The sequence below is a fragment of the Stenotrophomonas sp. STEN022 genome, assembly GCF_056760155.1.
On sequence record NZ_JBRREG010000030.1, the window covers coordinates 22,567 to 47,799 of the forward strand.

Below are 25,233 nucleotides of genomic sequence, written 5' to 3' on the forward strand. Positions count from 1 at the left end.
TGCATGACTTCCGAGGGAGGGCGTTGGGGCGGTCGGGTCCTTACCATGCACGCATGTTGGGATACCTCAGCCATACCCGAGTCCTCCGCCTGGCCGGCCTGTTTACCTGGGCCCTGGTCAGTCTGCCCCTGATCTATACGCAGTACGCGCCGGAGGAGGGCGTGCTGCAGCCTGCCGCCGGGGAGGCGGTCTGGCTGTTCGTGGCCTACCTGACCTTTGGCGGCTGCTACTTCTGGCTGACCCGTGGGCTCAATGCTGCCGGCCATACCAGCTGGTACGACCGGCTGGCGCTGCTGCTGCTGACGGTCTCGGCGTTGGTGGTCAGCTATCTGTCCGCAACGGGCCTGGGAAGCATCCTGATGATGGTCGCTGCCGGGGTGATCCCCTGGCTGCTGAGCCGCTGGGTGGGCGTCATCTGGTTGGTGCTGAGCCAGCTGGCGGTGCTGCCGGTCTATAACCTGATCCTGGGCTTGCCCCTGTTCGAGGCGCTGCTGCAGTCGCTCCTGTATGGCGGTTTCTCGATGTTCATCTTTGTCACCAGTCTGGTGGCACGGCAGCAGACCCAGGCGCGTGAGGAGCAGCGGCGCTTGAATGCCGAGCTGCGGGCCACGCGGCTGCTGTTGGCCGAAAGCGCCCGGGTCAACGAGCGCACGCGCATTTCCCGTGAGCTGCATGACCTGCTTGGGCACCACCTGACCGCGCTGAGCCTGAACCTGGAAGTGGCCGGGCATATCACCGAGGGCCAGGCGCAGGAGCACGTTCGCCAGGCGCATACCCTGGCCAAGCTGTTGCTCACCGACGTGCGCGAGGCGGTCAGCCAGCTGCGCGAGAGCGGGGCGATCGACCTGGCGGCGGCCCTGCGGCCGCTGACCGAGCGGGTGCCATCGCTGGATATCCACCTGCAGATCGATGATCCGTTCAGCGTTGAAGATCCCGAGCGCGCCCATGTGCTGCTGCGCTGTACGCAGGAAATCATCACCAATGCGGTGCGCCACGCCGGCGCCCACAATTTGTGGATCAGGGTGGAGCGGGATGCCGCCCAGGTGGTCATCAGCGCGCATGATGACGGCATCGGTGGCGATTTCGAGGAAATAATGCCGGGCAATGGCTTGCGCGGCATGCGCGAGCGGCTGGCGCAGTATGGGGGTGTGCTGGACGTATCGGCACGAAGCGGTGAGGGTTTCCGTCTTCGCGCCAGCCTGCCACTGGTTACCAATATGATGTTGGCCTCAGGGCCGCAAGGAGTGAATTGATGATCCGTGTCTGTCTGGTCGACGACCAAACCCTGGTCCGGCAGGGCATCCGTTCGCTGCTGGCACTGGATGACGGTATTGAAGTGGTGGCCGAGGCCATCGACGGGCGCCAGGCGGTGGAGATGATTCCGCAGGTGCAGCCGGATGTGGTGCTGATGGATATGCGCATGCCGGTGATGTCGGGGCTGGAGGCGCTGCAGACGCTGAGCCGCGCCGGCGCGCTGCCGCCGTCGATCATCCTGACCACCTTTGATGACGACCAACTGGTGCTGGCCGGGCTCAAGGCTGGCGCCAAGGGCTATCTGCTCAAGGATGTGACCCTGGAACAGCTGGTGGGTGCCATCCGTACCGTGGCCAACGGTGGCTCGCTGGTGCAGCCGGCGGTGACCCAGCGCTTGCTGTCTGGGCTGGAACACATGCGCAATGAGTTCGTCAGCCTGGATCGGCCGGACCCGTTGACCGACCGCGAGACCGAGATCCTGCGGCTGATGGCCAGTGGCTTCTCCAACAAGGAGATCGCCAACTCCCTGGGCGTGGCCGAGGGCACCATCAAGAACCACGTCTCCAACATTCTGTCCAAACTGGGGGTGCGTGACCGTACCCGTGCCGTGCTCAAGGCCTTTGAGCTGCAACTGGTCTGAGCTGCAGGCAGGAGAGGGCGCTTGGACTTGGATGAATGCGGTGCGCCGCGTTTTTGATCGCGCGGCGGGCGGTCTGTGAAAAGTTGTTTACGGTACTGGTGCTGGACACCATTCACAGTGGAAAATAGCGTCGCTACGGACGAAGTACAGTCCAAGCTATCGGCTGAAGGCGCGTAGGGTTGGTGGTTGATACGCTACCCTGCGGCCTATCGATTGAGATAGCGCATTCTGGTAATGGAAACCGGTGCGCCAAATGTGCTGAACAACCTGCGGAAAGCCTGCTAGGATGGGGGCTTCCCTTCAAATCAACCCGGCCGTGGGATCGGCCCCGGAGACTCCTGAATGACCCGTATTATCGAGTTCCTGATCGCTTTGGGGATCGTGGCTGGCCTGTTTGTCCTCATTGGCGTGTGTCTGCCGGGCGAGCGCCACATTACCGAAAGCATCGAAACCAACCGCAAGATGACGATCGTGTATGACACGGTCAACAGCCTGCGCCGCTTCAAGGATTGGAATCCGCTTGTGCTGCGCGACAAGGCCGTGGAGCTGAAGTTCAGCGGCCCGGACGCCGGCAAGGGCGCCCGTATGGACTATGCCTCCAAGGACCTGGGCCAGGGCAGCTGGGAAATCACCGATAGCGAAAAGAACAAGCGCGTCCTGATTGCCATCGAAGATCCGACCCGCGGTACCGACAAGGTGACCTCGTTCACGCTCGAGCCGACCGGCAAGAACGATCGCAACGTCAAGATCACCCAGGACTACAGCGTCAAGTACGGTTTCGACCTGTTTGGTCGTTACGCCGGCCTGTACGTCAGCCGTCACATCGGTGACGACCTGAAGCTGGGTCTGTCGCGCATGGCCAACATGCTGGCCTCGGTGCCGAACGTTGACTACGCCGCTCCGGAAGCACCGCTGGCCGACCTGAAGGTTGTCCAGGTGCCGGCTGAAAACCTGCTGGTGGTCAACGCCGGTAACATCGATCGCAACAACGATGCCATCCAGAAGTCGATTGACGACAACATGGAATGGATCAAGCGCACGATGGATGCCAATGGCCTGGTCGCCGCTGGTCCGGTCCGTATCGTCACCACCGATTTCGGTGCTGAGAAGTACGCTTTCGACGTGGCTCTGCCGGTTCGCAAGGGCAGCGCTGCTGCTCCGGCTGCCGACAAGAAGGACGGCGAAGCCGCCGCTCCGGCTGTTGCTGCCGCACCGGTTGCTGCTGGTGATGCCGCCGAGCTGAGCGTCAAGATCCCCGCGGGCAACCCGGTGACGTACGTGCATGCTCCGGCCCACCGTTCGGCATTCGCTTCCTACACCGGCCACATGGCTGGCCTGGACCTGGCCCGTAACGGCCTGCGTGCATGGGCTACCACCACCGGTAACGAAGTTGTTGATCGTCCGTATGAGTCGTGGAAGGGTGGTGTGGCCAAGGCCTTCACCGTCGATGGTTCCTACGACCTCTACTGGGCTGTCAAGTAATCATCGGGCTGTTGACGATGATCTGATCGAGAAAACGCGCCGCTTCCAGCGGCGCGTTTTTTTATGGATGGTGTTTTCAGGATTGATTGGAGAACGAGATGTTGGGAGTGGAACGGCGTACGCGTAAGCCCTCGTTTCTGGCCTTCTGCGGCGGCCTGCTGGCGGCTGCGGCGATCGGCTTGTCGGCCTATGCCTCGCATGGAGTGAGTGATCCGCTGGCACAGTCACATCTGAACACCGGGTCCTTGTACGCGTTCGGCCACGGCGTGGTGCTGGTGGGATTGGGCGCGTCCTCGGTGAACCAGTTGGGTCGAGGTGCGCTGTATGTATTGCTGGTCGGTACCTTGTTGTTCTCCGGCAGCCTGGTCGGCAATGTGCTGATGCATTGGCCGACGACGCTGGCACCGGCCGGCGGCATCACCTTGATGGGCGGTTGGGTGCTGCTTGCACTCAGTGCCTTGCGCCGCTGAGTCATGCCCCGTTACCGGCGCGGCTTCGACGTTGATGAAGCGCAGACGCATCTGCAACGGGTGGACAAGCGCCTGGCTACTTGGATGCGCCGGGTTGGGCCGTTGCCGGCCCCGCAAGGCTGGGCGCGTTCGTTCGATCCGGTAGATGCGTTGGCGCGGGCGATCCTGTTCCAGCAACTCAGTGGCAAGGCCGCTTCGACGATAGTGGGGCGCGTGGAATCGGCGATTGGCAGCAAGCGTCTACACGCCGCAAGTCTTGATCTGATTGATGACCCCGGCCTGCGCGCTTGTGGTGTATCTGGCAACAAGGCCTTGGCGCTGCGTGACCTCGCCCGGCGCGAGAGTGCCGGTGAATTGCCGAGCCTGCGGCAGATGTCGGTGATGGATCACCAGGCCATCGTCGACGCTCTGGTGGCGGTGCGCGGGATCGGCCGCTGGACCGTGGAGATGATGCTGATGTTCCGCCTTGGTCGGCCCGACATCCTGCCGATCGATGACCTTGGTATTCGCAAGGGTGCCCAACGTGTGGACGGCAGCGAGACAATGCTGACGCCCAAAGCCCTGGCCGAGCGCGGCGAACGCTGGGGCCCGTACCGCACCTGGGCCAGTCTGTATCTATGGCGCATCGCTGATTTCAGCGTAGAGCCCAGGCAAAAGACCAACCGCTCGCAGGATTAAGTGGCAACGTTGCGGGAGCTGCTCTGTAGGAGCGGCGTAAGCCGCCAAACCCATGATCTGTCAGATCGTAGGCGTACCTGAAAGTAGATGCTGATCCGTAGTGCCGAGCCATGCTCGGCAGACGCCTTGCAGGTAATGCAACAGATCGTCAGCTTCGCGGCTTACGCCGCGCCTACCGACGTCCCTACAACGGCGCAGTGCTGCGATAACACCAGTGCCAGGGTTCGTAGATGATGCCGTGCGGGTTGTTGCGCGGGTAGCTCATGTGGAAGCCGTAATCTGCTGCATGCTGCTGCAACCAGGCAAACCCTGCGGTGTGTTCGAAGGATTCTTCGGCAGGCGGCTCTCCCGGTGTGCTGATGTCCAGTGCGTCACCGCCGTGGTGCTCGCTGTAGCCGGGTGCAGCGTTGACGGTGAGGATCTCGTCCACGCTCAGCCCGCGTGCCAGCTTGCGTTCAAAAATACCGAACTGATAGTCGTGGCTGCGGTAGCCGGAGATCGCATCCAGCGCGACGCCATCAATAGCCGCTGCCTGCTGCATGCGCTGCCAGCCGCGCGCTGCACCGCCGGTCAGCCAGAGCGGGCGACGGTAGCGATCAAAACCGGCCAGGCGCAGATGCGCCGGTTCGGCGACCAGTGGCAAGCCGGTCTGCGCGGCATAGGCGCCGGCATCCAGATCCAGTTGCTGTAGATGCAGATGCAGCTGATGTAACGGCAGGCTGCCGCTCGGGGGCGGGATACGGGATGGTTGAGACCGCAAGGCTTCCAATGCGGTCAACGCAAAGTCGATGCCGGGTTCGTCCGCCAGCCGGGTCACCAAGGGCATCAGTCCGCCGCGTAGCTGTGCGGCCAGATAGCGTCCATCGCGTTTGCGTCGTAGCACTTGCGTTGCCCGTGCCAGCACGCGGGCATCGTCACTGCTGCGCGCGCGCAACAGGCCGCCCGGCCAGATCTCGATGTCGGGTGTGTTCAGCAGGATTTGGGGAGCGTTGCGCATGCACGCAGCTTAGGCCTGTGCGCCGCCGTCGGCCAGTCGCCTGAGTTCATCCAGCAGGGCGCGCGGCTGTTCGGGGCTGACCAGCACGCTGTTGCCGTCGCGCAGCGGGATCACCAGTACGCGGCTGTTGTCGGTGATCAGGCAGAAAGCCTTGCCGTCACCCTTCATGTGGAAGTGACCCGCGCGGAAGCCGGGGAACTGGAAGCCATTGGATTTCCCGCCCGGCTTGAAATCAGGGTTCTCTGCGAAATTGACGATGCGCGCGCGTTCCAGCCGCATCGAACTCAGCGCCACGCGCCGGGTGTACAAGGTGGCGGCGATGGTCAATTGCTTCGGTTCAACGCGCAGTTCGCGTCGCCGGTAGGCCACGGTCAGCGCTGCGCCAACCACGGACAGTACCAACCAGCCGCCCCAGGAGGCGAACGTCGCCTGGAACGGCGGCTTGCCGGCGAACACCCTGATCAGCGGATCGATGCTGAGTACCAGCAGCATGGGCGCCCACAACCAGAGCAGGAGTGAGCTGGTTGGTTCGGCGACGTTGAATGCCTTTGTCTCGGCTGGCGTCGTGTTGCGGCCGCTCATTGCTGTGTCTTGATCCATAGCGCGATGTCGTTGATCAGTGCTGGATCGACGTGGCCCGGGCGCGCGTATTCTTCCAATGAGCCCTTGCCTTCACCGGTGATGCCGAGGTGGTTGAGTGCCGGGTAGTGCCGGAAGCGGTAGCGCTCCCCCTGCAGGCCCTTGTTCCACAATTGCCAATCGGTATCGATCACCTGAAAGTCGCGGCCACCCTGCAGCAACAGCACTGGCAGCGTGCTGTCGCGCGCGTCGGCGATGGGGTCGACAGCTTCCAGCTGCTGCCAGAACCGACCGGGGACATCCATCAGCCGCGCTTCCGGATTGCCGCGCACGCTCGCTATTGCTGCGCCCAGTGCGGTGAGCTGGGCTTGGTCCTCTGCGCTGATCGTGCCGTCCAGGCCAAGCATGTAGCGGTTCTGCTCGGCCAGCAGGTCGAGGATGGGGCGCGCCGGTGCAGCCAGCAGTACCATTCCAGCCAGCTTGCCATTGGCCGCCTTGGCGATGCGCCCTGCCAGCAATCCTCCCTGGCTGTGGCCCAGCAGATACACGCGGCGAGGATCGATGTTGGCGTTGCCCGCCAGCGCGCTTACCGCCGCGACCGCATCGTTGGTGGTTTCGTCATCAACGCTGAAGCTGCCTTTGAAATCCTGCGGACGTGCGTGACTGCGCTTTTCGTAACGCAGCACGGCAATGCCCTGCGCGGCGAGACCGCGCGCGATGTCCAGGAACGGGCGGTTGGGGCCGATGGTTTCATCGCGGTCCTGCGGACCGGAGCCGTGCACCAGCACGATGGCGGGGAAGGGGCCTTTGCCCTTGGGTAGGGTCAGCGTGCCCGGCAGTGGCGCGCTGGCGCTACCACTGGCCGGTACGCTGAAGTCCTGCTCGATGACGCTGGCGTCCGCCGCAGGCGGTGGTGCCGGCGCAGCCGCTGCAGGCTGCACCAGGAAGCCTGCCACCTTGTCGTCCTGATCAAGCACGATACGCGCCTGCAGCCCGCCATTTGCATAGTGCAAAGGAACGACGACGATGCGGAAGCCGTCGGCTTCGCTGGTTACGGCAGCGCCGCGAGGACCGGCTGCGCCCATCTGCGCGGGCAGGGACTCCCATACCGCCTTGAGCTTCTCAGCAGGTACCGCTGCTTTCATCTGCGGCGAAAAATCCGCTTCGGCAGCGGCGTATTGACCAGCATCAAGCCGGTCCAGTAGTTGGATCGCCAAGGCGGCCGGGTCGGCAGCGTGTGCGCTGCCGGCGAGGGAAAGAATCGCTGCTGTGATCCATCCGCTCAAGGCTTTCATCACAGTGCCTTTTTGAAAACCAGGGTGGGGGTGGAGATGGTTGGTGTGGCGTGGACCACGTTGACCAGTTCCCAGCCAAGCCGACCTTGCTTGTCCAGCTCTTCCTGCAATGCTTCTGCCTTGAAGCTGCCCATCAGGGTGGTTTTCAGTTCGACGACCAGATATTTCCACTGCGTGCTCATGGCTCTTCCTTGGGTTCTTGCTCAGGTTTGGGTAGACGCCCGGCCTTGCGCAGGGCGTCGCGGATCACGTACTCGATCTGCGCGTTGAGGCTGCGCAGTTCGTCGTCAGCCCAGCGCTGGGTCGCGGCCAGAACATCAGCGTTGATGCGCAGCGGATAGGCCTTCTTCTCGCTCACCGGCGGGGTGCTCCGTTGTTGCCGCGACGCAGGTGCAGCACCAGCGAAATGCCCAGCGCGTTGACCGCCACCACCAGCGCGATGATCACGCCGTAGGCGATGTTGCGGTTGTCACCAGCCAGATAGACGCCGGTGGCTGCCACGAACATGCACAGCGCGATCAAGGCCCAGCGCAGGCCCAGCCCGCGTGCATGGGCGGTGCCGGGGCGTCCGCTCCATACGGCGAAGCACAGGGCCGGAACGCCAGTGGCGGCGATGATCAGGGGGGCGAAGACATTCACTGCGATTACCTCACTACGTTGTTCAGTACAGCGAACCGGCATTGACGATCGGCTGGGTGCCGCGGTCCGAGCACAGCACGGTCAACAGGTTGCTGACCATGTGTGCCTTGCGCTCTTCGTCGAGGGTGACGACGGCGTTCTTCTGCAGTTCCAGCAGTGCCATCTCGACCATGCCGACGGCACCGGCGACGATCTGCGTGCGTGCGGCGATCACCGCGCTGGCCTGCTGGCGCTGCAGCATGGCCTGGGCGATTTCCGGGGCGTAGGCGAGGTGGCTGATGCGGGCATCGAGTACCTGCACGCCGGCATCGGCCAGGCGCTCGGCCAGTTCGTCCTTCAGGTGCTGGGAGATCTCGGAGGCATGACTGCGCAGGGCAAGCTGGCCTTCGGTGTGCTGGTCATAGGGATAGCTGGTGGCCATCGCGCGCAGCGCCGATTCGGACTGGATGTGCACGAAGCTTTCGTAGTCGTCGACGTTGTAGACCGCTTCGGAAGCATCGACTACCTGCCAGACAATGACCGCGGCGATCTCGATCGGCGAACCGTCCAGTTCATTGACCTTGAGCTTGCCGCTCTCGAAGTTGCGCACGCGCTGGCTGACGGTGCGCTTGCTGAAGAACGGGTTGTTCCAGCGCAGGCCGTTGTCCTTGACCGTGCCCACGTACTTGCCGAACAGGCTGATCACCGCCACCTGGTTGGGCTGGACCATGTACAGGCCGCAGCTGAGGAAGAGGCCGACGACCACCAATGCGATGCCGCCGATCGCCATCGGCCCACCGCCACCGGTGCCGTTCTTGGTGACTACGATCGCTGCGATGATTGCGATGATGCCTGCAAGCATCATCACGAGGGTGCCAAGCAGGGTGGGAATGCCGGTAATGGAACCGATGGACTTCTCTTTCATGGCACGTCTTCCGTGGTAGTTGGAATTTAAGATATCAAATTGATATCAACATGCAAGCTATTTTGGCGCGACTCCCGCCAGCCCCGGAAACCTTGGCCCTGGTAAGCGGGACGCATCCGGGAAGTGAGCCGGTTCGCCATCGCCATGGTCATCACGCTCATTCCCCGGATGTACCCCGGGGCAGCTCCCCCGCGGCGCGGCGCCTTGCCTAGAATAGGCACCCTCTTTTGTGCCTTCCGGACCTGCCTGATGATCACCCTCGGTACCCCGTTGTCCCCATCCGCTACCCGCGTCCTGCTGCTTGGTTCGGGAGAGCTGGGCAAGGAAGTGGCCATCGAACTGCAGCGTTTCGGGGTGGAAGTGATCGCCGCAGACCGTTACGCCAATGCCCCGGCCATGCAGGTTGCGCACCGCAGCCATGTGCTGGACATGCTCGACCCGGCTGCCCTGAAGGCGCTGATCGCGCAGGAGCAGCCACATCTGGTGGTGCCCGAGATCGAGGCCATCCATACGGAAACCCTGGTGCAGCTGGAAGCCGAGCAAGGCCTGCGGGTGATTCCGACCGCGCGCGCCGCACGTCTGACCATGGACCGCGAAGGCATCCGCCGCCTGGCCGCGGAAACCCTGGGTCTGCCGACCTCGCCCTATCGCTTCGTAGATACCGAAGCTGAGTACCGCGAGGCCGTCGCCGCGATTGGCCTGCCGTGCGTGGTCAAGCCGGTGATGTCGTCCTCGGGCAAGGGCCAGAGCACGTTGCGCAGCGAGGCCGACATCGGCCCGGCCTGGGAGTACGCGCAGACCGGCGGCCGCGCCGGCGCCGGTCGCTGCATCGTCGAAGGCTTCATCGACTTCGATTACGAGATCACCTTGCTGACCGTGCGTCATGCCGGTGGCACCGCGTTCTGCGATCCGGTTGGCCATCTGCAGAGGGACGGCGACTACCGCGAAAGCTGGCAGCCGCAGGCGATGTCGGCCAAGGCACTGGAAGGCGCGCAGCAGATTGCCCGCGCCATTACCGATGACCTTGGTGGTTGGGGCCTGTTCGGTGTCGAGTTGTTCGTGAAGGGCGACGCGGTGTGGTTCAGTGAAGTTTCGCCGCGCCCGCACGACACCGGCCTGGTCACCCTGGTATCGCAGGAGCTGAGCGAGTTCGCGCTGCACGCACGTGCCATTCTTGGTCTGCCGATCCCGGTCATCCGCCACAACGGTGCATCGGCATCATGCGCGATGTTGGCGCAGGGCAATGGTGTGCCGTTCTTCAGCAACGTGGCCGAAGCGCTGATCCATCCGGATTCGGCGCTGCGCCTGTTCGGCAAGCCGATGGTGCAGGGTCAGCGCCGCGTCGGCGTGACCTTGGCGCGGGCTGCCGATGTAGACCAGGCACGTGCGATTGCACGTGATGCGGCAGCGGCAATCGGTATTGAACTGCGGTAACCGATGCCGGCGCAGGTCCGAGCCTGCGCCAAACGGCTATGTTGTCGGGCTTGTGTCCTGCTTGATCCTCATGGAGGGGAGATGCGTAGATTGCTGGCCTGGACTGCTGCGACGATTGTGGTCATTGCTGTGCTGCCTGCAGCTGCGGTGCGTGCACCGACTGGGCTGCCGTGTACGTCATTGGAAATATGCGTCGGCAGTTTGCAGATGTTTGCGAAGGCCCCGCCACGGACGTCTGAGGCGCGTGCACAGGCAGAGGCGCTGTTTGCGCGAATCAGCACGTTTGCTGGTGCTGACGCGGCACTTGTGCCGCTGTTGGAGAGCACGGATATCGCCGTTTCTGAGCTGGCTGGCAGGGTGCTTCGGGATGTGCCGCATATAGACCCTGCATACCTGCCAGAGATCAGGCGCGGGCTTGATCGAGGTCTGGGCTGGCTGGCACCGGCTCTCGCCCGGATGGACACCGACGAAGCTGCCGGTGAAGCCGTGCAGCGCTATTTGCGCTCAGACAGTGCGCCGCACAATCAAGAAGGCTATGCCGTAGAGTTGAGCGGTGCGCGGGCTGTGCCTTTTATCGTAGAAGCTGCTCGCTGCGAGACAGCCTGCGATGGTCGTCTGCACTTTCTGCTGGGAGAGGTGCTGCACCGCATGCCACCCTCCGTCCGTGCCGCCACGGCGCCCCAACTGCTCTCGATTGCCGTGGCGCCTGGCGTGAGCGATCAGGTGGGCTATGGTGCTATTGCAATGATTTCCGAGCTCGGGGTGCCGGCCTTGGGGCTAGAGGCTGAGCTGCTGCAGTTGCGCAGCCGTCGTCCCACTTGGGCGCTGGCGATCGACAATGCACTTGTCGCTATCGGTTCCAGTGAGGCTGGCAGCATATTCGTGCAGCGCCTTGTCGATCCCGACGCGCTGACACTGCGAGATGCTGCGCAGGCGGGGCCGGCCGCGGCCGGCGCTGCGGGCAGGGTGATTGCGCTGTTGGATGATGCCGATCCGGAAGTCCGGGTCGCGGCGGCGAGGGCCTTGGGCTTTATCGGCAATGCCGCTGCCGGACCGGCGTTGGCTGGCAAGTTGGATGATCCGATGGACCCGCGGTTGGCGTGGACGGCGGCGGACTCGCTGGGGCGGATCAAGGCAGTTGCTGCCCTGCCGGCACTGCAGCGGGCAAGCACGCTGCACTGGTATCTACCGGTCCGACAAGCGGCCACGCTGGCAATCACCAGGATAGGTAACGGCGAACCTTATGTTTCGCGGTTCCACCCAGACAACTTCCCATCCGAGTTCTTCCGTTATTTTCAGATCGGCGAAGACGATGGCGTTCCTGTATGTGGTGTGCCGGTTGATGGTGAGCTGGCTGGGAGTAGTGAAACCAAACTACGCGCGCCGACACATGCTGCAAATCTGAAAGCGCTGGCCTATAACCGAAGCGAGATCGAAATCGCGCCGCCTCCTGAGGGGGACGCTGGAACGGGGGAAATCGTTGAAAAACGTCGGCTGGTGAAGCAGGTTCCGAGTACAGCGCTGCGGGTGCCCGGCGGCTGGTTGCTCGGTAGTGACCGAGGAGAGTGGGGCGGGGAACTGGTCTTCTTCGGTGAGCCGGGCCAGCAGCACGAACTGTTGCAGGATAACGTTGAAGACATCTTCCGCTTCGGTGATGGCTATGTGGCGGTGGTTGGTATTGCTCACCTTGGAGGTAATCGGGGTGCGTTGATCAGCGTCGAACAGACCGCGGCTGGCTGGAAGGCTTCGACGTGGCGGATTCTGCCAGGGGCACCCATGCGATCGTACCTGACCACCAACGGCGAATTGCTGGTGGCCACTTACAGCGGTGGAACGATCGTGGTCTCCGCCGATGGAAAGATGCGCATGGCGGAGTGCAGGAAACAGGCGCCGGACCAGCTGTCCACAAGGGCGCAGGCGCTTGCCCGGAAGGAAGCAGGGGCGGCCGCCGAGGACGTCGCTGAGGCGGCCATGATGGCGGCGGATGATTGGCCGTAGGGAGAGGTCAAACGATGACGCCGGCTGGCGCCGGCGTCATGCAAAACCTTCAGATGCAATTTGCGGCGCTCAGCGCTCAGCGCACATCCACCCAGACAAGGTGGTGGTCACTGCCATCGGCGATCTCCGCTTCCGGGCTGTCGTTGGCGGGCCAGAACACGCCGCTGCCGATGTAGCTCAGGCCGGTGGAAGGCAGCACGTAGTCCAGGCGCATGGTGCCTGAGCGCGGGCCGAAATCACCGGTGGCGTGCTGCGGCGCGCCGCGGCGGACGATGCCTTTCTCTGCGTAGGCCAGGCTGGTCTGCTCGGCACCGACGCTGGTCGGGGTCGGGTAGCGCAGCACGCGCGGGTGTTCCAGCAGTTCGAGGATGGCGTCGTGGCGGCCGTCGCCATCGGCCGGATCGTTGTTCAGATCGCCGACGATGACGAAGCGTGCATCGGCGGCCAGACCACCGCATGTGCCTTTGTCATCGCACAGCCACGGCTTGTCGCCGCCATCCAGGTATTCCTTCCACAGCCGCAGTTCGTCGTGGTTGCGGGCGGCATTGCGCTTTTCCTTGCCGTCGAACACTGGCGGGGTGGGGTGCGATGCCAATACATGCACGGTGCCCAGCGGTGTGCGCACCGGCACGTCCCAATGCGATTTGGACGACAGTCGCAGCTGTGACCACACCGCATCTGGCCAGAACGATTTGCCGGTAGTCGGCTCGATCGGGCGCAAGGCGCCGGGCAGGGTGCTCCACTTCAACAACTGGAAGGTGCGTACGGCGGCTTCATCGATCGGGTACTTGGACAGCACCAGCATGCCGTACTGGCCCGGGTGCAGGCCGTAGCCCCAGGCATCGTTGCCGCGCTCGCGGCCCTTGCCGCCGACGGTGCCGTTGTTGTCCAGGTCCAGGCCGCTGGGCACGCCAGTGTTGACCGGAGCCAGGTAGCGATACGGGTATTTCAGTGCTTCGCCGCCGCCGGGCTGGGCGACTTCAAGATAGCGTTGCTGGAACAGGTCGGCGGCGCGGTGGACGTCGTCGAAATCGAATTCGTTGAGCAGGACCAGATCCGGCCGGGTCTGCTGCAGCACAGCAGCGATCTTGCGCGCGTGCGCGCTGTCGCCCTGCAGTTCGCGGATCAGGCCGCCTTCCTCTTCGGAGTACAGGGAGGTGTTGTAGGTTGCCAGCCGCAGTTGGGCAGGCGGGCTAGCGCTGCCGCTAGGTGAGGTGGAGCAGGCTGCCAACAGCAGGGTCATCGGGGCGAGTAGGGTTGAGATGCGCATCCGCCGATTTTCTCACGTCGTCATGACGATGAGGCGAAAAGTCGAAGCTGTGAAAACACGAACGCCCCGCAAGCGGGGCGTTCGCGGACAGCGCTGTTACGTTGCTTAGAACGTGCAGCCCATCGCGCCGAAGCTGGTCTTGGCCTGTTCCAGCGCGGTCTTGCACTGGTTGGCCAGCTCGGTCTTGTCGGTCACGCCTGCCCAGGCGCTACGCGACTGCTCGATGCCCTGCTTCATCATGTCGCGCTGGGCTTCGGGAACCTTGTCGCTGATGCATGCGTAGACCTTTTCCAGGTACTGGTCGCATTCCGGAACGCCGGTGCCGGCCTTGACGGTGTCGGTGGCCGGAGCCGGGGTGACTTCGGCTGCAGCTGCTGCGGGGGCAGCGGCCGGAGTGGCCGGAGTGGCTGCCGGTGCGTCGGTGGCCGGGGTTTCGGCCTTCTTGCAGCCAGCGAGGGCCAGGGTGCCAATGGCAGCCAGAATCAAAAATTGGGTCTTCACGCATTACTCCTGTTGAATGAATACTTCCTTGCGCCATCACGATGCGCGATGACATTCCTATTCTGCATAAATCCCGGTTAAATATGTATCAAGGCCGGTTGCAATTGAGTGGCATCTCAATCAAGGCAGAGTCGGGCCACCCTGCAGGTCACCGGGCAGCCAGCGCTTGCCGTCGAAATACTCAAGCGGATGGAAGCGACGCTTGTAGTCCATCTTGCGGTGGCCGTTGATCCAATAGCCCAGGTACAAATGCGGCAAGCCGTTGCGCTGCGCCCAGGCGATCTGCTGCAGGATGCCGAAGGTGCCGAGGCTGCGTTTTTCCTGCTCCGGGTCAAAGAAGGTATAGACCGCCGACAGGCCGAGGTCGGTGACGTCGGTGACGGCGACGGCCAGTAGTTGCCCGCGTTTGCCGGCCGCGCCGGGCATTCGGATTTCCATGAAGCGACCATGTGACCAGCTGCCGATAAGGAACTGGTCGAACTCGTGCGGGCCGTGCTCGTCCATGCCGCCCTTGGCATGGCGGTGGGCCAGGTAGCGTTGATACAGGGCGAACTGTTCGTCGGTACGTTCGGCAGGCAGGATCCGGCATTGCAGGTCGGCGTTGTGCGCCAGGCAGCGGCGCTGGCTGCGGTCCGGGTTGAAGCGCTCCACGGGAATGCGCACCGGCACGCAGGCGCGGCAACCTTCGCAGTGCGGGCGGTAGACCAGGTCACCGGAGCGGCGGAAGCCCCAGGTCAATGCCATCGGGTAAAGCGCTCCCAGCCGCTCGTCCTGGGGGTCCAGCACAAGGTCGCGTGCCTGCCGCTCAGGCCAGTAGCCGCAGGGATGCTCGCCGGTCTGGAACAGGCGCAGTTCTTCGTTGTTTTCGCCATGGGCTGCCATGCGTACAGCATAGCCGTGGCGCGTCGCAAAACCTGCGCCTGTCTGCGTGATGAATATCGCCGGCACGCAGGTCAACCAAGCCGACAGCTGGCGCGTTGACCGTAGCGAGGACGCAATGCCGCGTCCGCAGCCTCACCACGGAGCCACACCATGACCAAGACCCACCGCAAACCTCTCCTCCTGCTGGCGATGCTGCTGGCCACCTCGGCGACCGGCTTGGTGTTCGCGGCTGCGCCGACCAGCACCAGCCCGGCGCCGCAGCGCCTGGATGCCAACAATGATGGCGTGGTTGATCGCCAGGAAGCAGCGGCCCGTCCGCATCTGGCACAGCGTTTCGACGAACTGGACAAGAACAAGGACGGCAAGTTGTCGCGCGAGGAAATGGCGCAGATGCGGCACAGCGGGCGTCACGGCGGTGATCGCCACGGCGGTCATCGCGGGCCGCGTGATGGCGGCTTCATGCGTGGCATCGATACCGACAACGACGGCCGCATCAGTGCCGCCGAGTACCAGGCCAACTTCACCCGCCTGGACGTCAACAAGGACGGCTACATCGATCAGGCCGATCGCCAGGCCCGCGCCGAGCAGCGCCGTGCCGAGTGGTTTGCCAAGGCCGATACCAACAAGGACGGCAAGTTGAGCCCGGAAGAACTTCAGGCTGCACGCAAGGATGGTCATCGCGAACATCGTGGCCCGCGTGGGCCGATGCCGCCGCAGGCTCCGGCTGCGAAGTAAGTTCTACAAAGGCGCCGATCGACAACACCCCCGCTGGCAACAGCGGGGGTGTTTTGTTGCTGGAGTTCAGTGTTGCAGCAGCGCGTACAGCGTCGCCGCAACCGCCAGCAGCGATGCGCTGACCACGGCGCTGCGCCCGAACATGCTCTGATAGATCCAGGACGGGCCTTTGCGGCCATGGCGAGCCGCATCCCGGGCAAGCATCGGCGCCATCACGCGCGGCAGCGTGACCAGGTACTGGTAGTTCAATACGGCCATGCCTATTGCCAGCGTCAGCAGTCCGCCAACCAGACCCATGCGGAACACTACGCCGGCCATGGCGCAGATGCAGAACACGAAGGCGCCGATGGTGTGCAGGCGCATGAAGCGGCGAACACGCTGGGTTTCCTCCGGCGTCTCGGCATAGTGCAGCAGGTAGAGATTGGTGAGATAGGCCCCAACGGTGCCAAACACGACTGCGCCCAGCACTATCCATAGATCGAAAGGATTCGGGAACAGCGCATTTACGGTAGCGCCGAGTGTTCCTGCGGCCGCGCCGCTGCCGGCGGTGTTGATGCCAAGACTGCCGATTCCCAGTTTGCCAGCACTGGTGCTGGCAACTCCTGCGCCACTGGCAATGATCGCAGCGCTGGCTACGCCAGGGGCTGCCAACATCAGTGCCGAGCTGACCAAGGCAGCGAAAGCGGCGCTCGGCGCAGAGCTGCGGGCGAATTCACCAAAGCGCTTGAGCATTTCCTCGCGCACGCTGGCGCGGGCGCGCGACAGGCGCTTGCGCACGGCCGCATCGCTCAGGCCCAGCAGCATGGCCACCTGCTGTGAACTCTGCCCTTCGCGGTAGTACAGCAGCAGCGCTTCGCGGCTGTCCTCGGGCAGGGCCGAGATGATCTCCTCGGCGACCAGTTCTTCCTCCACCCGCGCCATCGCGTCGGCACCGTTGGGCGAGGGATCGGCGGCCATGCTGATGGCGATTTCCGCAGCCTCGCCGCTGAGCGGACGGTTGCGGTTGGCGCGCAGCCAGTCGCGGGCCAGGTTGCGGGTGATCTGCCGCAGCCAGGGCAGGAAGCTGGAGCTGTTGTTGAGCTGGGTGAGCTGTTGCCAGGCCTTGATGAAGGCTTCCTGGGCGATGTCCTCGCTGGCCTGCACATCGCGGGTGATGGCCAGGGCGATGGCGGTCACCGTGTTCTGGCAGGCCATCACGATGCGCCCATAGGACTGCGTGCAGCCCTGGCGGGCGGCAGGCAGCTCGTTCTGCAGCAGGATTTCCAGCGTTTCGGTGCTCATCGGACAGGCCTTTTCGACGGTACTGCCAAACAGGACGGGCACCGAAGCCCGATGTGACCGATTATTTTTCCGGTGCCGGTGCCGGTGCCGGTGCCGGTGCCGGTGCGGGCGGGGTGTCGGGCTGGGACTGGATGCGCACGCGGAACTCGGCTTCGCCCGGTTGCGGCTGGGCCGGTTGTGCCTGTGCCGGGTTGGCGGGGGCCGTGGCTGCAGGCGCGGGCGCAGTGCGATGACGCATCATGATCACCAGCGCCACACCGGCAATCACCACCAGCAGGGCGATGCGGATGCGCCACGCCCAGCTGCGGCCATTGCCGGCCTCGGCGGGGGCTTCGCGGAAGGCGTATTCGGCGGTGGGATGGTCGCGGCGGGTGGTGTCGAGCAGGCGCTTGTCGCGCAGGATCTCACGCGCCCGCGGCTGGTCATTGGCATGCACCACCCAGACCGAAGGCAGGTTTTCGTTGTTGACCTTGTCGGTATAGCTGAACTGGCCACGGCGCTTGCTGTGGTACGAGCGGCCGTTGGTGACACGGACCTCGATGCCTGCATCACGCAGGATCTCTGCCACGCCCTCGGCGTTCTCGACGCGCTGGCTGCTGAAAATCTTGCGCATGGTTCAGCCCTTGCTCGCTTCGTTGTCGTCGGGGGTTACGCGGATCAGGCCTTCCTGTGCGGTGCTGGCGACCAGCACGCCGTCGCGGGTATAGAACTGGCCACGCGCCAGGCCGCGCGAGTCCTGCGCGCTGGGGCTGTCCAGCGAGTACAGCAGCCAGTCGTCGGCGCGGAACGGGCGGTGGAACCAGATCGCATGGTCGAGCGAGGCCATCTGCACATGCGGCTGGTAGTAGCTGATGCCATGCGGGAAGGTGGCTGTGCCGAGCAGATGGAAGTCGGAGGCATAGGCCAGCAGCGCCTGGTGCAGCTCCGGCGCATCGCCGATCTTCTCGTTCAAGCGCAGCCACACCTGGTGATAGGGCGGGCGCTTAGGCGGGTTCAGTTCGTCGCGCGGATAGACGTGGCGGAATTCGAACGGACCGCCGCGCGAAAGCCAGCGCTGCACCTTCACCGGCAAGCGCTCCAGCACATCGGCCGGCAGTGGACGGCTCGGCTCGATGTCCTCCGGCTGCGGTACATCCGGCATCTTGTGCTGGTGTTCGGCACCACGCTCGGCCTGCTGGAACGAGGCCGCGCAGAAGAAAATCACCTTGCCGTGCTGGATGGCGGTGACCCGGCGCACCGAGAAGCTGCCGCCATCACGGGTGCGGTCCACGTCATAGACGATGGGGTGGTCGATGTTGCCGGCGCGCAGGAAATAGGCATGCAGCGAATGCACGTGACGGCCGTTCTCGACCGTGGCCTGGGCGGCGGCCAGCGCCTGCCCCAGCACCTGCCCGCCGAACACGTATTTGGTGCCGATATCGCGGCTCTGGCCGCGGAACAGGTTGTCCTCCAGTCGCTCCAGCGACAGCAGGTCAATCAGTTCGGAGACCACGGGTTCAGGCGTGTTGGACAAGGCGGCGGCCTTCTTTTCGACAGGCCGCGATTATAGGCGAGCGGGGACGGGGCAACGCAGGCAGGTCAGCACCCGGCATGCCGCCGTTGCCAATCCCCAATCCCAACTCCCGAATCCCTAGTTCTTGCCCAGGCGAGCCGCCAAGGCCTGCAAAGCGCCCTGCGCATCCGGCGAGAACCACGCCTCGACAAAGCGTTCCAGCTGGATGTGTTCGGCCTGCATGGCTTCATGCAGATCGGCGCGGGCGATGGCGCGGGTCTGCAGCATCGGCTGCGGCGGCAGCTTGAGCTGGGCCTGCAGCCAGCCGATGGCGCGTTCGACCACCTGCGCTGCGCCGTCAGCCAATTCATCGACCAGGCCGATTTCCAGGGCGCGCTCGGCGCTGACCAGCTGGCCGCCGACCAGCAAGACGCCGGCGCGGTGGTGGCCGACCACGCGGCGCATCAGGCGTTGGATGCCTTCCGGCGCGACCAGCCCGACCTGTACCTCATTCAGGCCGATCACATAGGGCTTGGCCGGATCGGCGCTGCGCGCCATCACCCGGTAATCGCAGCACAGTGCCAGCACACAACCGCCGGCCGGCGAGTGGCCGGTCAGCGCGGCGACCACCGGCACGCGGCTTTCGGCCAATACACGTGCAGCGCCGAAGAAGGCCTGCCAGCTGTCCATCAGCTTGCGCTTGTCATCGCCATGCGAGAGCAGGTGTGGCACGTCCATGCCGCCGGTGAAGATGCGCTCGCTGCCCGACAACACGATGCCGTGCACGTCGTCGGTCATGGCCAGGGTGACGGCAGCAATCAGGGCGCGGCACAGTTCGGTATCCAGCGCGTTGACTGGCGGCCGCGCCAGGCGCAGTTCACGGATGGGGCCATGGTTGATCACTTCGATGAGCGTGGTCATGCTGCGGATTCTCGTACGGCAAGGAGTCGTGGCCTGATGATAACCAAACCATTCGTGTGCGTACTGTTGGCCTTGGGGGCGTTCGAGGCGACTGCAGCACCGGCCTGTGTGAGCGTGGAGCAGGGCTGGGTGCGCTTGACCCCGGCGGCGATGCGGATGGCGGCCGGATTTGCGCGCATCCGCAACGGCTGTGCCAGCGAGGTGGTTGTCGTCGGCGCGGGCAGCAAGGCCTTTGCTGATGTGTCGCTGCATGAAACCAGGGTGACGGAAGGCGTCAGCCGGATGCGCGAGATCGAACGTTTGCCGATTGCTGCCGGGGCAGTTGCCGAGCTTATGCCCGGCGGTCTGCACTTGATGCTGATGCAACCGGAAGTACCGCTGACGGAAGGCGCGCAGTTGCCGTTGCGGCTGAGCCTGGAAGATGGAACCAAGGTGGACGGCATGCTGCAGGTACGGCGCGAGGCGCCTGCGCGTTGATCAGGCCTGGGGCTGTTTCAGCCAGTCGCGTGGCGACATTCCGGTCTTGGCGCTGAACACGCGCGACAGCGCCGAGGCATTGGCATAACCGAGTTCGTCGGCCAGCGTCTTGATCGGCCGACCTTGGCGGAGCCGACGCTGGGCCAGCGCGATGCGCCAATCGGTGAGGTAGTCCAGCGGCGTCTGTCCGACGATGTCGCGAAAACTGTTGGCGAAGGCGGTGCGCGACATGCCTGCCTGTTCGGCGAGGCTGCTGAGTGTCCAGTTCTCGCCGGGACGATCGTGCATGGCGGCCAATGCACGCGCCAAGCGCTGATCCGACAGCCCGGTGATGAAACCGGCGGGTATCCCTGCCTCCTGCGGATGATCCAGCAGCCAGCGCAGCAGCTGGATGACCACCACTTCGAACAGACGATCGGTCAGCAGGCGTTGGCCGCAGCGGACGTTGTCGGTCTCGTTGAACAGCAGTTCCAGCGTCATTGCCAGGCCGGGGATGCATGCCAGCGGCAATGCGATCAGCGAGGGCAGGCCACGCACCAGCGGATGGGCGATGCCGCCGTCGAAATCCAGACGTGCACAGGTGAAATCGGCGCCCTCGCGTGGCGGGTTGTGGAAGCGATGGCTGAACGGTCGCGGATAGAACAGCAGTGTCGGCTCTTCGAAGTGCATCGAGGCCGGGATATCGCGGCTGCCGGGATGGCTGACCTCGAGTTGACCACGCCGCAGTACGTGCAGGTAGGCGTGGCCTTCACCCGCATCGAAACTGGTCAGTCCGCATAGCGGGCCGGAGTGGAACAGTTGGGCCTGGAAGCGGAAGTTTTCCAGGACGCCAGCCAGGCGATCCACGGGCGGAAGGCTGCTCATCTGTATTAATTGGTTTGTTTGATGGACTAATCGTATCAAATGGTTCTGGCTCGGACGGGATACTTCTTTCACGGGCAGGCAGCCCGGCAAACACCCCAACCGATCAGGAGATCGCCATGTCACGCATCAATCTAGAGACCAAGACCGCCCCCGCCGCCAGCCAGCCGCTGCTGGCGCAGATCCACCAGGCCTTCGGCGCGACGCCGAACATGTTCAAGGCGGTGTCCAACTCCCCGGCTGCATTGCAGAGCATGTGGGCTGCGTTTGGCGCGCTGGGCAAGGGCAGCCTTGGCGGCAAGCTCGGCGAGCAGGTCGCCGTCGCCATCGCCAACCGCAACCGCTGCGAATACTGCCTGGCGGCGCATACCGTGCTGGGGCAGAAGGCCGGTGCAAGTGCGGCGGAGATGGCATTGGCACAGGCGGGTCAGTCCGAAGACGCGCGTACTGCCGCGGCATTGCGATTCGCGCTGAAAGTAGTGGAGCAGCGTGCGCAGCTGGACGATACCGATGTGGCGGAGCTGCGTAGCGTGGGCTTCGGCGACGAACAGATCGTCGAGATTCTCGCCCATGTGGCGTTGAACCTGTTCACCAACTACATCAACGTGGCGCTGGATGTGCCGGTGGATTTCCCGAAGGTTGCGTTGAAGTAAGGCTGCGCGAACGCGGGGAGGTCCGCGTGATGCCTGCAACTGCAGCTTGAGCCCCTCTCCCACCGGGAGAGGGGTTGGGGTGAGGGTAGAAGCGAAGCGCCGCGCTGCCAACAACCCCAGTGCTGAACCGACCCTCATCCGCCCCTTCGGGGCACCTTCTCCCGGAGGGAGAAGGGTCAGGCGGGCTCAGCTCGAAGCACCTCGCACAGCCTCCGGCAAGGGCGCACTCTTGCCGGTCTGCGTATCCATCCAGACCACCACCACGTTGCCGTCCGAATACAGCTTGCTGTCGTCGTTCTGGTCAACAATGCGGTGACCAATGGTCACGCTGCTATTGCCCAGGCGCTCGACAAACAACTCGACCACGATGTCGTTTGGCCACACGATCGGCAGGCGATAGTTGATGTTGGTATTGGCCACCACCGGTGCGATGCGGTCGGTCATCGACACGCCTTCCACGCCCAGCATCCAGCGCACGCGCGCCTCTTCCAGATACGAAACGTACTTGGCGTTGTTGACGTGGCCCATCGAGTCCATGTCACGCCAGCGCACGCTGATCGGTACGCGGGCCAGTTGCTTGTGCTCGTTGCTCATTTTGCAGTCTTCTTCTTGGCGGGGGCGGCAGCCTTCTTGGCTGCTGCTTTCTTGACCGGCTTCTCCTTGCGCGGCGGGCGCGCATCGGGCTTGTTGGCCACGGCCGCCGGTTGTTCCGGGCGCGCGCTGGTCGAGGGCAGCATCTTGGCCAGGAACTGACCGGTGTAGGAGTCTGGATGTGCCGCCACGTCTTCCGGCGTGCCGGTGACCAGCACCGTGCCGCCGCGGTGACCGCCTTCCGGACCCAGATCGACGATCCAGTCCGCGGTCTTGATCACGTCCAGGTTGTGCTCGATCACCACCACGGTGTTGCCTTCGTCGCGCAGCTTGTGCAGCACGCCGAGCAGGGCCTCGATGTCGTGGAAGTGCAGGCCGGTGGTCGGCTCGTCGAGGATGTACAGGGTGCGGCCGGTATCGCGGCGGGACAGTTCCTTGGACAGCTTCACGCGCTGTGCTTCACCACCGGACAGCGTGGTCGCGCTCTGGCCGAGCTTGATGTAGCTCAGGCCGACGTCCATCAGCGTTTCCAGCTTGCGTGCGATCGACGGTACCGGCTCGAACAGGCGCAGTGCATCTTCGACGGTCATTTCGAGCACATCGTTGATGTTGAAGCCCTTGTAGAGGATCTCCAGCGTCTCGCGGTTGTAGCGCTTGCCGTGGCACACGTCGCAAGGCACATACACGTCCGGCAGGAAGTGCATTTCCACCTTGATCAGGCCATCGCCCTGGCAGGCTTCGCAGCGGCCGCCACGCACGTTGAAGCTGAAACGGCCCGGCGAATAACCACGCGCACGCGCCTCCGGCACCTGCGCGTACAGCTCACGCAGCGGCGTGAACAGGCCGGTGTAGGTCGCCGGATTGGAACGCGGGGTGCGGCCGATCGGCGACTGGTCGATATCGACGACCTTGTCGAACAGGTCCAGGCCTTCGACGCTCTTGTACTTGGCGATGGGGTGCGAAGAACCGTTGATCTCGTTGGCCGCCAGCGAGAACAAGGTGTCGTTGATCAGCGTCGACTTGCCCGAACCGGACACACCGGTGACGCAGGTCAGCAGGCCGGACGGGATATCCAGATCCACGTTCTTCAGGTTGTTGCCGCTGGCGCCACGCAGGCGCAGCGTCATCTTCGGGTTGGGCTTGTGGCGGCGCGCCGGGATCTCGATCTGGCGCTTGCCGGACAGGTACTGGCCGGTCAGTGAGCGTGGTGCATCCAGCAGCTCCTGCAGCTGGCCTTGGCCGACGATTTCGCCTCCGTGCACGCCTGCGCCCGGACCAATGTCGACCACGTAATCGGCCAGCCGGATCGCGTCTTCGTCGTGCTCGACCACGATCACCGTATTGCCCAGGTCACGCAGGCGGGTGAGGGTGCCGAGCAGGCGTTCGTTGTCACGCTGGTGCAGGCCGATGGACGGCTCGTCGAGCACGTACATCACGCCGACCAGGCCGGCGCCGATCTGCGAGGCCAGGCGAATACGCTGTGCCTCACCGCCGGACAAGGTGTCAGCCTTGCGCTCAAGTGTGAGGTAATCCAGGCCGACGTCGACCAGGAAGCCGAGTCGCTCACCGATTTCCTTGACGATCTTGGTGGCGATCTCGCCACGCCAGCCGGGCAGGCTCAGCTCGCTGAAGAAGCGCTTGGCTTCGTCGATCGGCAGTACCGCGATTTCCGGCAGCGGACGGTCGGCGACAAACACGTTGCGCGCGGCCTTGTTCAAACGCGCGCCCTTGCACTCCGGGCATGGCCGCGAGCTGATGTACTTGGCCAGTTCCTCGCGCACCGCCGGCGATTCGGTCTCGCGGTAACGGCGCTCAAGGTTGGGGATGATGCCTTCGAAGCGGTGCTTGCGCTGGTTGCGCCCACCGGCCTCAGTGAAATAGGTGAAGGTGATCTGCTCTTCACCGCTGCCGTACAGCACGGCCTGCTTCACGTTGTCCGGCAGCGACTGCCAGCTGGCGTCCACGTCGAATTTGTAGTGCTTGGCCAGCGAGGCGATCAGCTGGAAGTAGTAGGCATTGCGCCTGTCCCAGCCGCGTACCGCGCCTGCGGCCAATGACAGCTCCGGATGCACGACGACGCGGTTCGGATCGAAAAACTCGGCCACGCCCAGGCCATCACAGCCCGGGCAGGCGCCGACCGGCGAGTTGAACGAGAACAGGCGCGGTTCCAGCTCCGGCAGCGCGTAATCGCAGACCGGGCAGCTGTACTTGGAGGAGAACAGCTGCGGGGTGCTGTCGGCGGCATCCAGGGTCATCACCGTGGCCATGCCATCGCCCAGCTTGAGGGCGGTTTCAAAGCTTTCGGCCAGGCGCTGCTTGATGTCTTCGCGCGGACGGAAACGATCAACCACGGCCTCGATGGTGTGCTTCTGGCGCAGGGTCAGCGCCGGCACTTCATCGATTTCATACAGCTCGCCGTCAACGCGTACACGTACGAAGCCCTGCGCACGCAGCTGGTCGAAGACCTGTGCATGTTCGCCCTTGCGATCGCGGATGACCGGTGCCAACAGCATGTAGCGTTGCTCCGGATCCAGGGTCAGTACCTGGTCGACCATCTGGCTGACGGTCTGCGCTTCCAGCGGGTAGCCGTGGTCGGGGCAGCGCGGGCTGCCGACGCGGGCGTAGAGCAGGCGCAGGTAGTCGTAGATCTCGGTGATGGTGCCGACGGTGGAGCGCGGGTTGTGAGAGGTCGACTTCTGCTCGATGGAGATCGCCGGCGACAGGCCTTCGATGTGGTCCAGGTCGGGCTTTTCCATCACGCTCAGGAACTGCCGCGCATACGCCGACAACGACTCGACATAGCGGCGCTGGCCCTCGGCATAGATGGTGTCGAACGCCAGTGAGGACTTGCCCGAGCCGGACAGGCCGGTGATCACGATCAGTTTGTCGCGGGGCAGGTCGAGGTCGATGTTCTTGAGGTTGTGCGTCCGCGCACCGCGGATGCGGATGAAATCCATCGCCATGGGAAATCCGATTTGGACTGCTGCCGGCTGGGCCGGTAGCAGGAGGTGTGGGGGCGTCGCTGACGGCAGTCAATCAGCCTAGCGGCCTTGTGATTTGGGGGCAATTGCCAGTTTTGCCAGTGCTGTTTCCCGCCAGTGGGCCGGATGCCGGCTGCGGGGGGGGGCCCCGGGGGGGGGGCCGCGCGGGGGGGGGCGGGGGGGGGGGGGGGGGAGGGGGGGGGGGGCGGGGAAAGACC

Annotated in this window: 27 protein-coding genes; 10 read left to right on the top strand and 17 right to left on the bottom strand. The window is 64.2% G+C overall.

Going from position 1 to position 25,233, the window contains the following annotated elements:
• Nucleotides 1-53: 53 nt before the first annotated feature.
• From ACVOMF_RS08430 to ACVOMF_RS08450, 5 genes are all read left to right on the top strand, one after another.
• Nucleotides 54-1,253: a sensor histidine kinase gene (locus ACVOMF_RS08430; protein ID WP_481508880.1), complete on the top strand. Its 1,200-nt coding sequence runs from the start codon at nt 54-56 to the stop codon at nt 1,251-1,253.
• A complete protein-coding gene (locus tag ACVOMF_RS08435) occupies nt 1,253-1,894 on the top strand; it encodes a response regulator (protein WP_481508881.1) in 642 nt (213 codons plus the stop codon). The genes ACVOMF_RS08430 and ACVOMF_RS08435 overlap by 1 nt, the downstream gene beginning before the upstream one ends.
• A gap of 342 nt (nt 1,895-2,236) precedes the next feature.
• Complete coding sequence (locus ACVOMF_RS08440) at nt 2,237-3,376, top strand: polyketide cyclase (protein WP_481508882.1); 1,140 nt, start codon at nt 2,237-2,239, stop codon at nt 3,374-3,376.
• Between the two features lie 98 nt (nt 3,377-3,474).
• On the top strand, nt 3,475-3,846 hold the full coding sequence (locus ACVOMF_RS08445; RefSeq protein ID WP_481508883.1) for a DUF423 domain-containing protein: 372 nt from the start codon (nt 3,475-3,477) through the stop codon (nt 3,844-3,846).
• Nucleotides 3,847-3,849: 3 nt separating this feature from the next.
• A complete protein-coding gene (locus tag ACVOMF_RS08450) occupies nt 3,850-4,524 on the top strand; it encodes a DNA-3-methyladenine glycosylase family protein (RefSeq protein ID WP_481508884.1) in 675 nt (224 codons plus the stop codon).
• A 184-nt stretch (nt 4,525-4,708) separates the two neighbouring features.
• Here ACVOMF_RS08450 and ACVOMF_RS08455 read toward each other — a convergent pair whose 3' ends face one another.
• From ACVOMF_RS08455 to ACVOMF_RS08485, 7 genes are read right to left on the bottom strand one after another with little or no spacing between them, the layout of a single operon-like run.
• Complete coding sequence (locus ACVOMF_RS08455; protein WP_481508885.1) at nt 4,709-5,521, bottom strand: M15 family metallopeptidase; 813 nt, start codon at nt 5,519-5,521, stop codon at nt 4,709-4,711.
• 9 nt (nt 5,522-5,530) lie between these two features.
• On the bottom strand, nt 5,531-6,103 hold the full coding sequence (locus ACVOMF_RS08460; protein WP_481508886.1) for a PH domain-containing protein: 573 nt from the start codon (nt 6,101-6,103) through the stop codon (nt 5,531-5,533).
• A complete protein-coding gene (locus tag ACVOMF_RS08465; RefSeq protein ID WP_481508887.1) occupies nt 6,100-7,386 on the bottom strand; it encodes an alpha/beta hydrolase in 1,287 nt (428 codons plus the stop codon). Before ACVOMF_RS08465 ends, ACVOMF_RS08460 begins: the two co-directional genes overlap by 4 nt.
• Before the next feature lie 8 nt (nt 7,387-7,394).
• Nucleotides 7,395-7,577, bottom strand: a complete 183-nt coding sequence (locus ACVOMF_RS08470; RefSeq protein ID WP_481508888.1) for a DUF4177 domain-containing protein — start codon at nt 7,575-7,577, stop codon at nt 7,395-7,397.
• Nucleotides 7,574-7,753, bottom strand: a complete 180-nt coding sequence (locus ACVOMF_RS08475; protein ID WP_282272483.1) for a type II toxin-antitoxin system antitoxin — start codon at nt 7,751-7,753, stop codon at nt 7,574-7,576. The genes ACVOMF_RS08470 and ACVOMF_RS08475 overlap by 4 nt, the downstream gene beginning before the upstream one ends.
• Nucleotides 7,750-8,034 (bottom strand): hypothetical protein, encoded by a 285-nt coding sequence (locus ACVOMF_RS08480; protein ID WP_282272484.1) that lies wholly within the window; start codon nt 8,032-8,034, stop codon nt 7,750-7,752. Before ACVOMF_RS08480 ends, ACVOMF_RS08475 begins: the two co-directional genes overlap by 4 nt.
• Before the next feature lie 22 nt (nt 8,035-8,056).
• Nucleotides 8,057-8,938: an SPFH domain-containing protein gene (locus ACVOMF_RS08485; protein ID WP_481508889.1), complete on the bottom strand. Its 882-nt coding sequence runs from the start codon at nt 8,936-8,938 to the stop codon at nt 8,057-8,059.
• A 249-nt stretch (nt 8,939-9,187) separates the two neighbouring features.
• On the opposite strand from ACVOMF_RS08485, the gene purT reads away from it, so the two are divergent.
• Both purT and ACVOMF_RS08495 read left to right on the top strand, forming a co-directional pair.
• The gene (gene purT / locus ACVOMF_RS08490) at nt 9,188-10,372 is read left to right on the top strand and encodes a formate-dependent phosphoribosylglycinamide formyltransferase (RefSeq protein ID WP_481508890.1); all 1,185 of its coding nucleotides are present in this window, start codon (nt 9,188-9,190) and stop codon (nt 10,370-10,372) included.
• An 81-nt stretch (nt 10,373-10,453) separates the two neighbouring features.
• On the top strand, nt 10,454-12,370 hold the full coding sequence (locus ACVOMF_RS08495; protein ID WP_481508891.1) for a HEAT repeat domain-containing protein: 1,917 nt from the start codon (nt 10,454-10,456) through the stop codon (nt 12,368-12,370).
• 76 nt (nt 12,371-12,446) lie between these two features.
• On the opposite strand, the gene ACVOMF_RS08500 is transcribed toward ACVOMF_RS08495, so the two are convergent.
• From ACVOMF_RS08500 to ACVOMF_RS08510, 3 genes are all read right to left on the bottom strand, one after another.
• Nucleotides 12,447-13,640, bottom strand: coding sequence for an endonuclease/exonuclease/phosphatase family protein (locus tag ACVOMF_RS08500; protein ID WP_481508892.1), 1,194 nt, complete (start codon nt 13,638-13,640; stop codon nt 12,447-12,449).
• A 105-nt stretch (nt 13,641-13,745) separates the two neighbouring features.
• Nucleotides 13,746-14,141 carry a hypothetical protein gene (locus ACVOMF_RS08505; protein WP_481508893.1) on the bottom strand — a complete coding sequence of 132 codons (396 nt, stop codon included), beginning with the start codon at nt 14,139-14,141 and terminating at the stop codon, nt 13,746-13,748.
• Between the two features lie 120 nt (nt 14,142-14,261).
• Nucleotides 14,262-15,023: an arginyltransferase gene (locus ACVOMF_RS08510; RefSeq protein WP_481508894.1), complete on the bottom strand. Its 762-nt coding sequence runs from the start codon at nt 15,021-15,023 to the stop codon at nt 14,262-14,264.
• Between the two features lie 150 nt (nt 15,024-15,173).
• On the opposite strand from ACVOMF_RS08510, the gene ACVOMF_RS08515 reads away from it, so the two are divergent.
• Complete coding sequence (locus ACVOMF_RS08515; protein ID WP_481508895.1) at nt 15,174-15,758, top strand: EF-hand domain-containing protein; 585 nt, start codon at nt 15,174-15,176, stop codon at nt 15,756-15,758.
• A gap of 66 nt (nt 15,759-15,824) precedes the next feature.
• On the opposite strand, the gene ACVOMF_RS08520 is transcribed toward ACVOMF_RS08515, so the two are convergent.
• The 4 genes from ACVOMF_RS08520 to ACVOMF_RS08535 form a co-directional block, all read right to left on the bottom strand.
• On the bottom strand, nt 15,825-17,039 hold the full coding sequence (locus ACVOMF_RS08520) for an RNA polymerase sigma factor (protein ID WP_481508896.1): 1,215 nt from the start codon (nt 17,037-17,039) through the stop codon (nt 15,825-15,827).
• A 61-nt stretch (nt 17,040-17,100) separates the two neighbouring features.
• The gene (locus ACVOMF_RS08525; protein ID WP_481508897.1) at nt 17,101-17,652 is read right to left on the bottom strand and encodes a pathogenicity-like protein; all 552 of its coding nucleotides are present in this window, start codon (nt 17,650-17,652) and stop codon (nt 17,101-17,103) included.
• 3 nt (nt 17,653-17,655) lie between these two features.
• Nucleotides 17,656-18,552 (bottom strand): acyl-CoA thioesterase II, encoded by an 897-nt coding sequence (tesB, locus tag ACVOMF_RS08530; protein ID WP_282271430.1) that lies wholly within the window; start codon nt 18,550-18,552, stop codon nt 17,656-17,658.
• Between the two features lie 117 nt (nt 18,553-18,669).
• Nucleotides 18,670-19,452 (bottom strand): enoyl-CoA hydratase/isomerase family protein, encoded by a 783-nt coding sequence (locus ACVOMF_RS08535; RefSeq protein WP_481508898.1) that lies wholly within the window; start codon nt 19,450-19,452, stop codon nt 18,670-18,672.
• A gap of 36 nt (nt 19,453-19,488) precedes the next feature.
• On the opposite strand from ACVOMF_RS08535, the gene ACVOMF_RS08540 reads away from it, so the two are divergent.
• Nucleotides 19,489-19,929 carry a copper chaperone PCu(A)C gene (locus ACVOMF_RS08540; RefSeq protein ID WP_481508899.1) on the top strand — a complete coding sequence of 147 codons (441 nt, stop codon included), beginning with the start codon at nt 19,489-19,491 and terminating at the stop codon, nt 19,927-19,929.
• Here the strand turns inward: ACVOMF_RS08540 and ACVOMF_RS08545 are convergent, their stop codons facing one another.
• On the bottom strand, nt 19,930-20,793 hold the full coding sequence (locus ACVOMF_RS08545) for a cupin domain-containing protein (protein WP_481508900.1): 864 nt from the start codon (nt 20,791-20,793) through the stop codon (nt 19,930-19,932).
• Nucleotides 20,794-20,909: 116 nt separating this feature from the next.
• Here ACVOMF_RS08545 and ACVOMF_RS08550 point away from each other — a divergent pair, with 116 nt between their 5' ends.
• Nucleotides 20,910-21,443, top strand: a complete 534-nt coding sequence (locus ACVOMF_RS08550) for a carboxymuconolactone decarboxylase family protein (protein WP_481508901.1) — start codon at nt 20,910-20,912, stop codon at nt 21,441-21,443.
• A gap of 186 nt (nt 21,444-21,629) precedes the next feature.
• Here ACVOMF_RS08550 and ACVOMF_RS08555 read toward each other — a convergent pair whose 3' ends face one another.
• Nucleotides 21,630-22,037, bottom strand: coding sequence for an acyl-CoA thioesterase (locus ACVOMF_RS08555; RefSeq protein WP_296248213.1), 408 nt, complete (start codon nt 22,035-22,037; stop codon nt 21,630-21,632).
• Nucleotides 22,034-24,997, bottom strand: coding sequence for an excinuclease ABC subunit UvrA (uvrA, locus tag ACVOMF_RS08560; protein ID WP_481508902.1), 2,964 nt, complete (start codon nt 24,995-24,997; stop codon nt 22,034-22,036). Before uvrA ends, ACVOMF_RS08555 begins: the two co-directional genes overlap by 4 nt.
• Nucleotides 24,998-25,233 lie beyond the last annotated feature (236 nt).

Coding starts and splice junctions, on each gene's coding strand:
- ACVOMF_RS08470 (WP_481508888.1), bottom strand. CDS start 7,577: ATGAGCACGCAGTGGAAATATCTGGTCGTCGAACTGAAAACCACCCTG.
- ACVOMF_RS08460 (WP_481508886.1), bottom strand. CDS start 6,103: ATGAGCGGCCGCAACACGACGCCAGCCGAGACAAAGGCATTCAACGTC.
- uvrA (WP_481508902.1), bottom strand. CDS start 24,997: ATGGCGATGGATTTCATCCGCATCCGCGGTGCGCGGACGCACAACCTC.
- ACVOMF_RS08430 (WP_481508880.1), top strand. CDS start 54: ATGTTGGGATACCTCAGCCATACCCGAGTCCTCCGCCTGGCCGGCCTG.
- ACVOMF_RS08515 (WP_481508895.1), top strand. CDS start 15,174: ATGACCAAGACCCACCGCAAACCTCTCCTCCTGCTGGCGATGCTGCTG.
- ACVOMF_RS08485 (WP_481508889.1), bottom strand. CDS start 8,938: ATGAAAGAGAAGTCCATCGGTTCCATTACCGGCATTCCCACCCTGCTT.
- ACVOMF_RS08525 (WP_481508897.1), bottom strand. CDS start 17,652: ATGCGCAAGATTTTCAGCAGCCAGCGCGTCGAGAACGCCGAGGGCGTG.
- ACVOMF_RS08545 (WP_481508900.1), bottom strand. CDS start 20,793: ATGAGCAGCCTTCCGCCCGTGGATCGCCTGGCTGGCGTCCTGGAAAAC.
- ACVOMF_RS08510 (WP_481508894.1), bottom strand. CDS start 15,023: ATGGCAGCCCATGGCGAAAACAACGAAGAACTGCGCCTGTTCCAGACC.
- ACVOMF_RS08500 (WP_481508892.1), bottom strand. CDS start 13,640: ATGCGCATCTCAACCCTACTCGCCCCGATGACCCTGCTGTTGGCAGCC.
- ACVOMF_RS08535 (WP_481508898.1), bottom strand. CDS start 19,452: ATGACCACGCTCATCGAAGTGATCAACCATGGCCCCATCCGTGAACTG.
- ACVOMF_RS08450 (WP_481508884.1), top strand. CDS start 3,850: ATGCCCCGTTACCGGCGCGGCTTCGACGTTGATGAAGCGCAGACGCAT.
- ACVOMF_RS08555 (WP_296248213.1), bottom strand. CDS start 22,037: ATGAGCAACGAGCACAAGCAACTGGCCCGCGTACCGATCAGCGTGCGC.
- purT (WP_481508890.1), top strand. CDS start 9,188: ATGATCACCCTCGGTACCCCGTTGTCCCCATCCGCTACCCGCGTCCTG.
- ACVOMF_RS08435 (WP_481508881.1), top strand. CDS start 1,253: ATGATCCGTGTCTGTCTGGTCGACGACCAAACCCTGGTCCGGCAGGGC.
- ACVOMF_RS08520 (WP_481508896.1), bottom strand. CDS start 17,039: ATGAGCACCGAAACGCTGGAAATCCTGCTGCAGAACGAGCTGCCTGCC.
- ACVOMF_RS08550 (WP_481508901.1), top strand. CDS start 20,910: ATGTCACGCATCAATCTAGAGACCAAGACCGCCCCCGCCGCCAGCCAG.
- ACVOMF_RS08440 (WP_481508882.1), top strand. CDS start 2,237: ATGACCCGTATTATCGAGTTCCTGATCGCTTTGGGGATCGTGGCTGGC.
- ACVOMF_RS08495 (WP_481508891.1), top strand. CDS start 10,454: ATGCGTAGATTGCTGGCCTGGACTGCTGCGACGATTGTGGTCATTGCT.
- ACVOMF_RS08540 (WP_481508899.1), top strand. CDS start 19,489: ATGATAACCAAACCATTCGTGTGCGTACTGTTGGCCTTGGGGGCGTTC.
- ACVOMF_RS08445 (WP_481508883.1), top strand. CDS start 3,475: ATGTTGGGAGTGGAACGGCGTACGCGTAAGCCCTCGTTTCTGGCCTTC.
- ACVOMF_RS08455 (WP_481508885.1), bottom strand. CDS start 5,521: ATGCGCAACGCTCCCCAAATCCTGCTGAACACACCCGACATCGAGATC.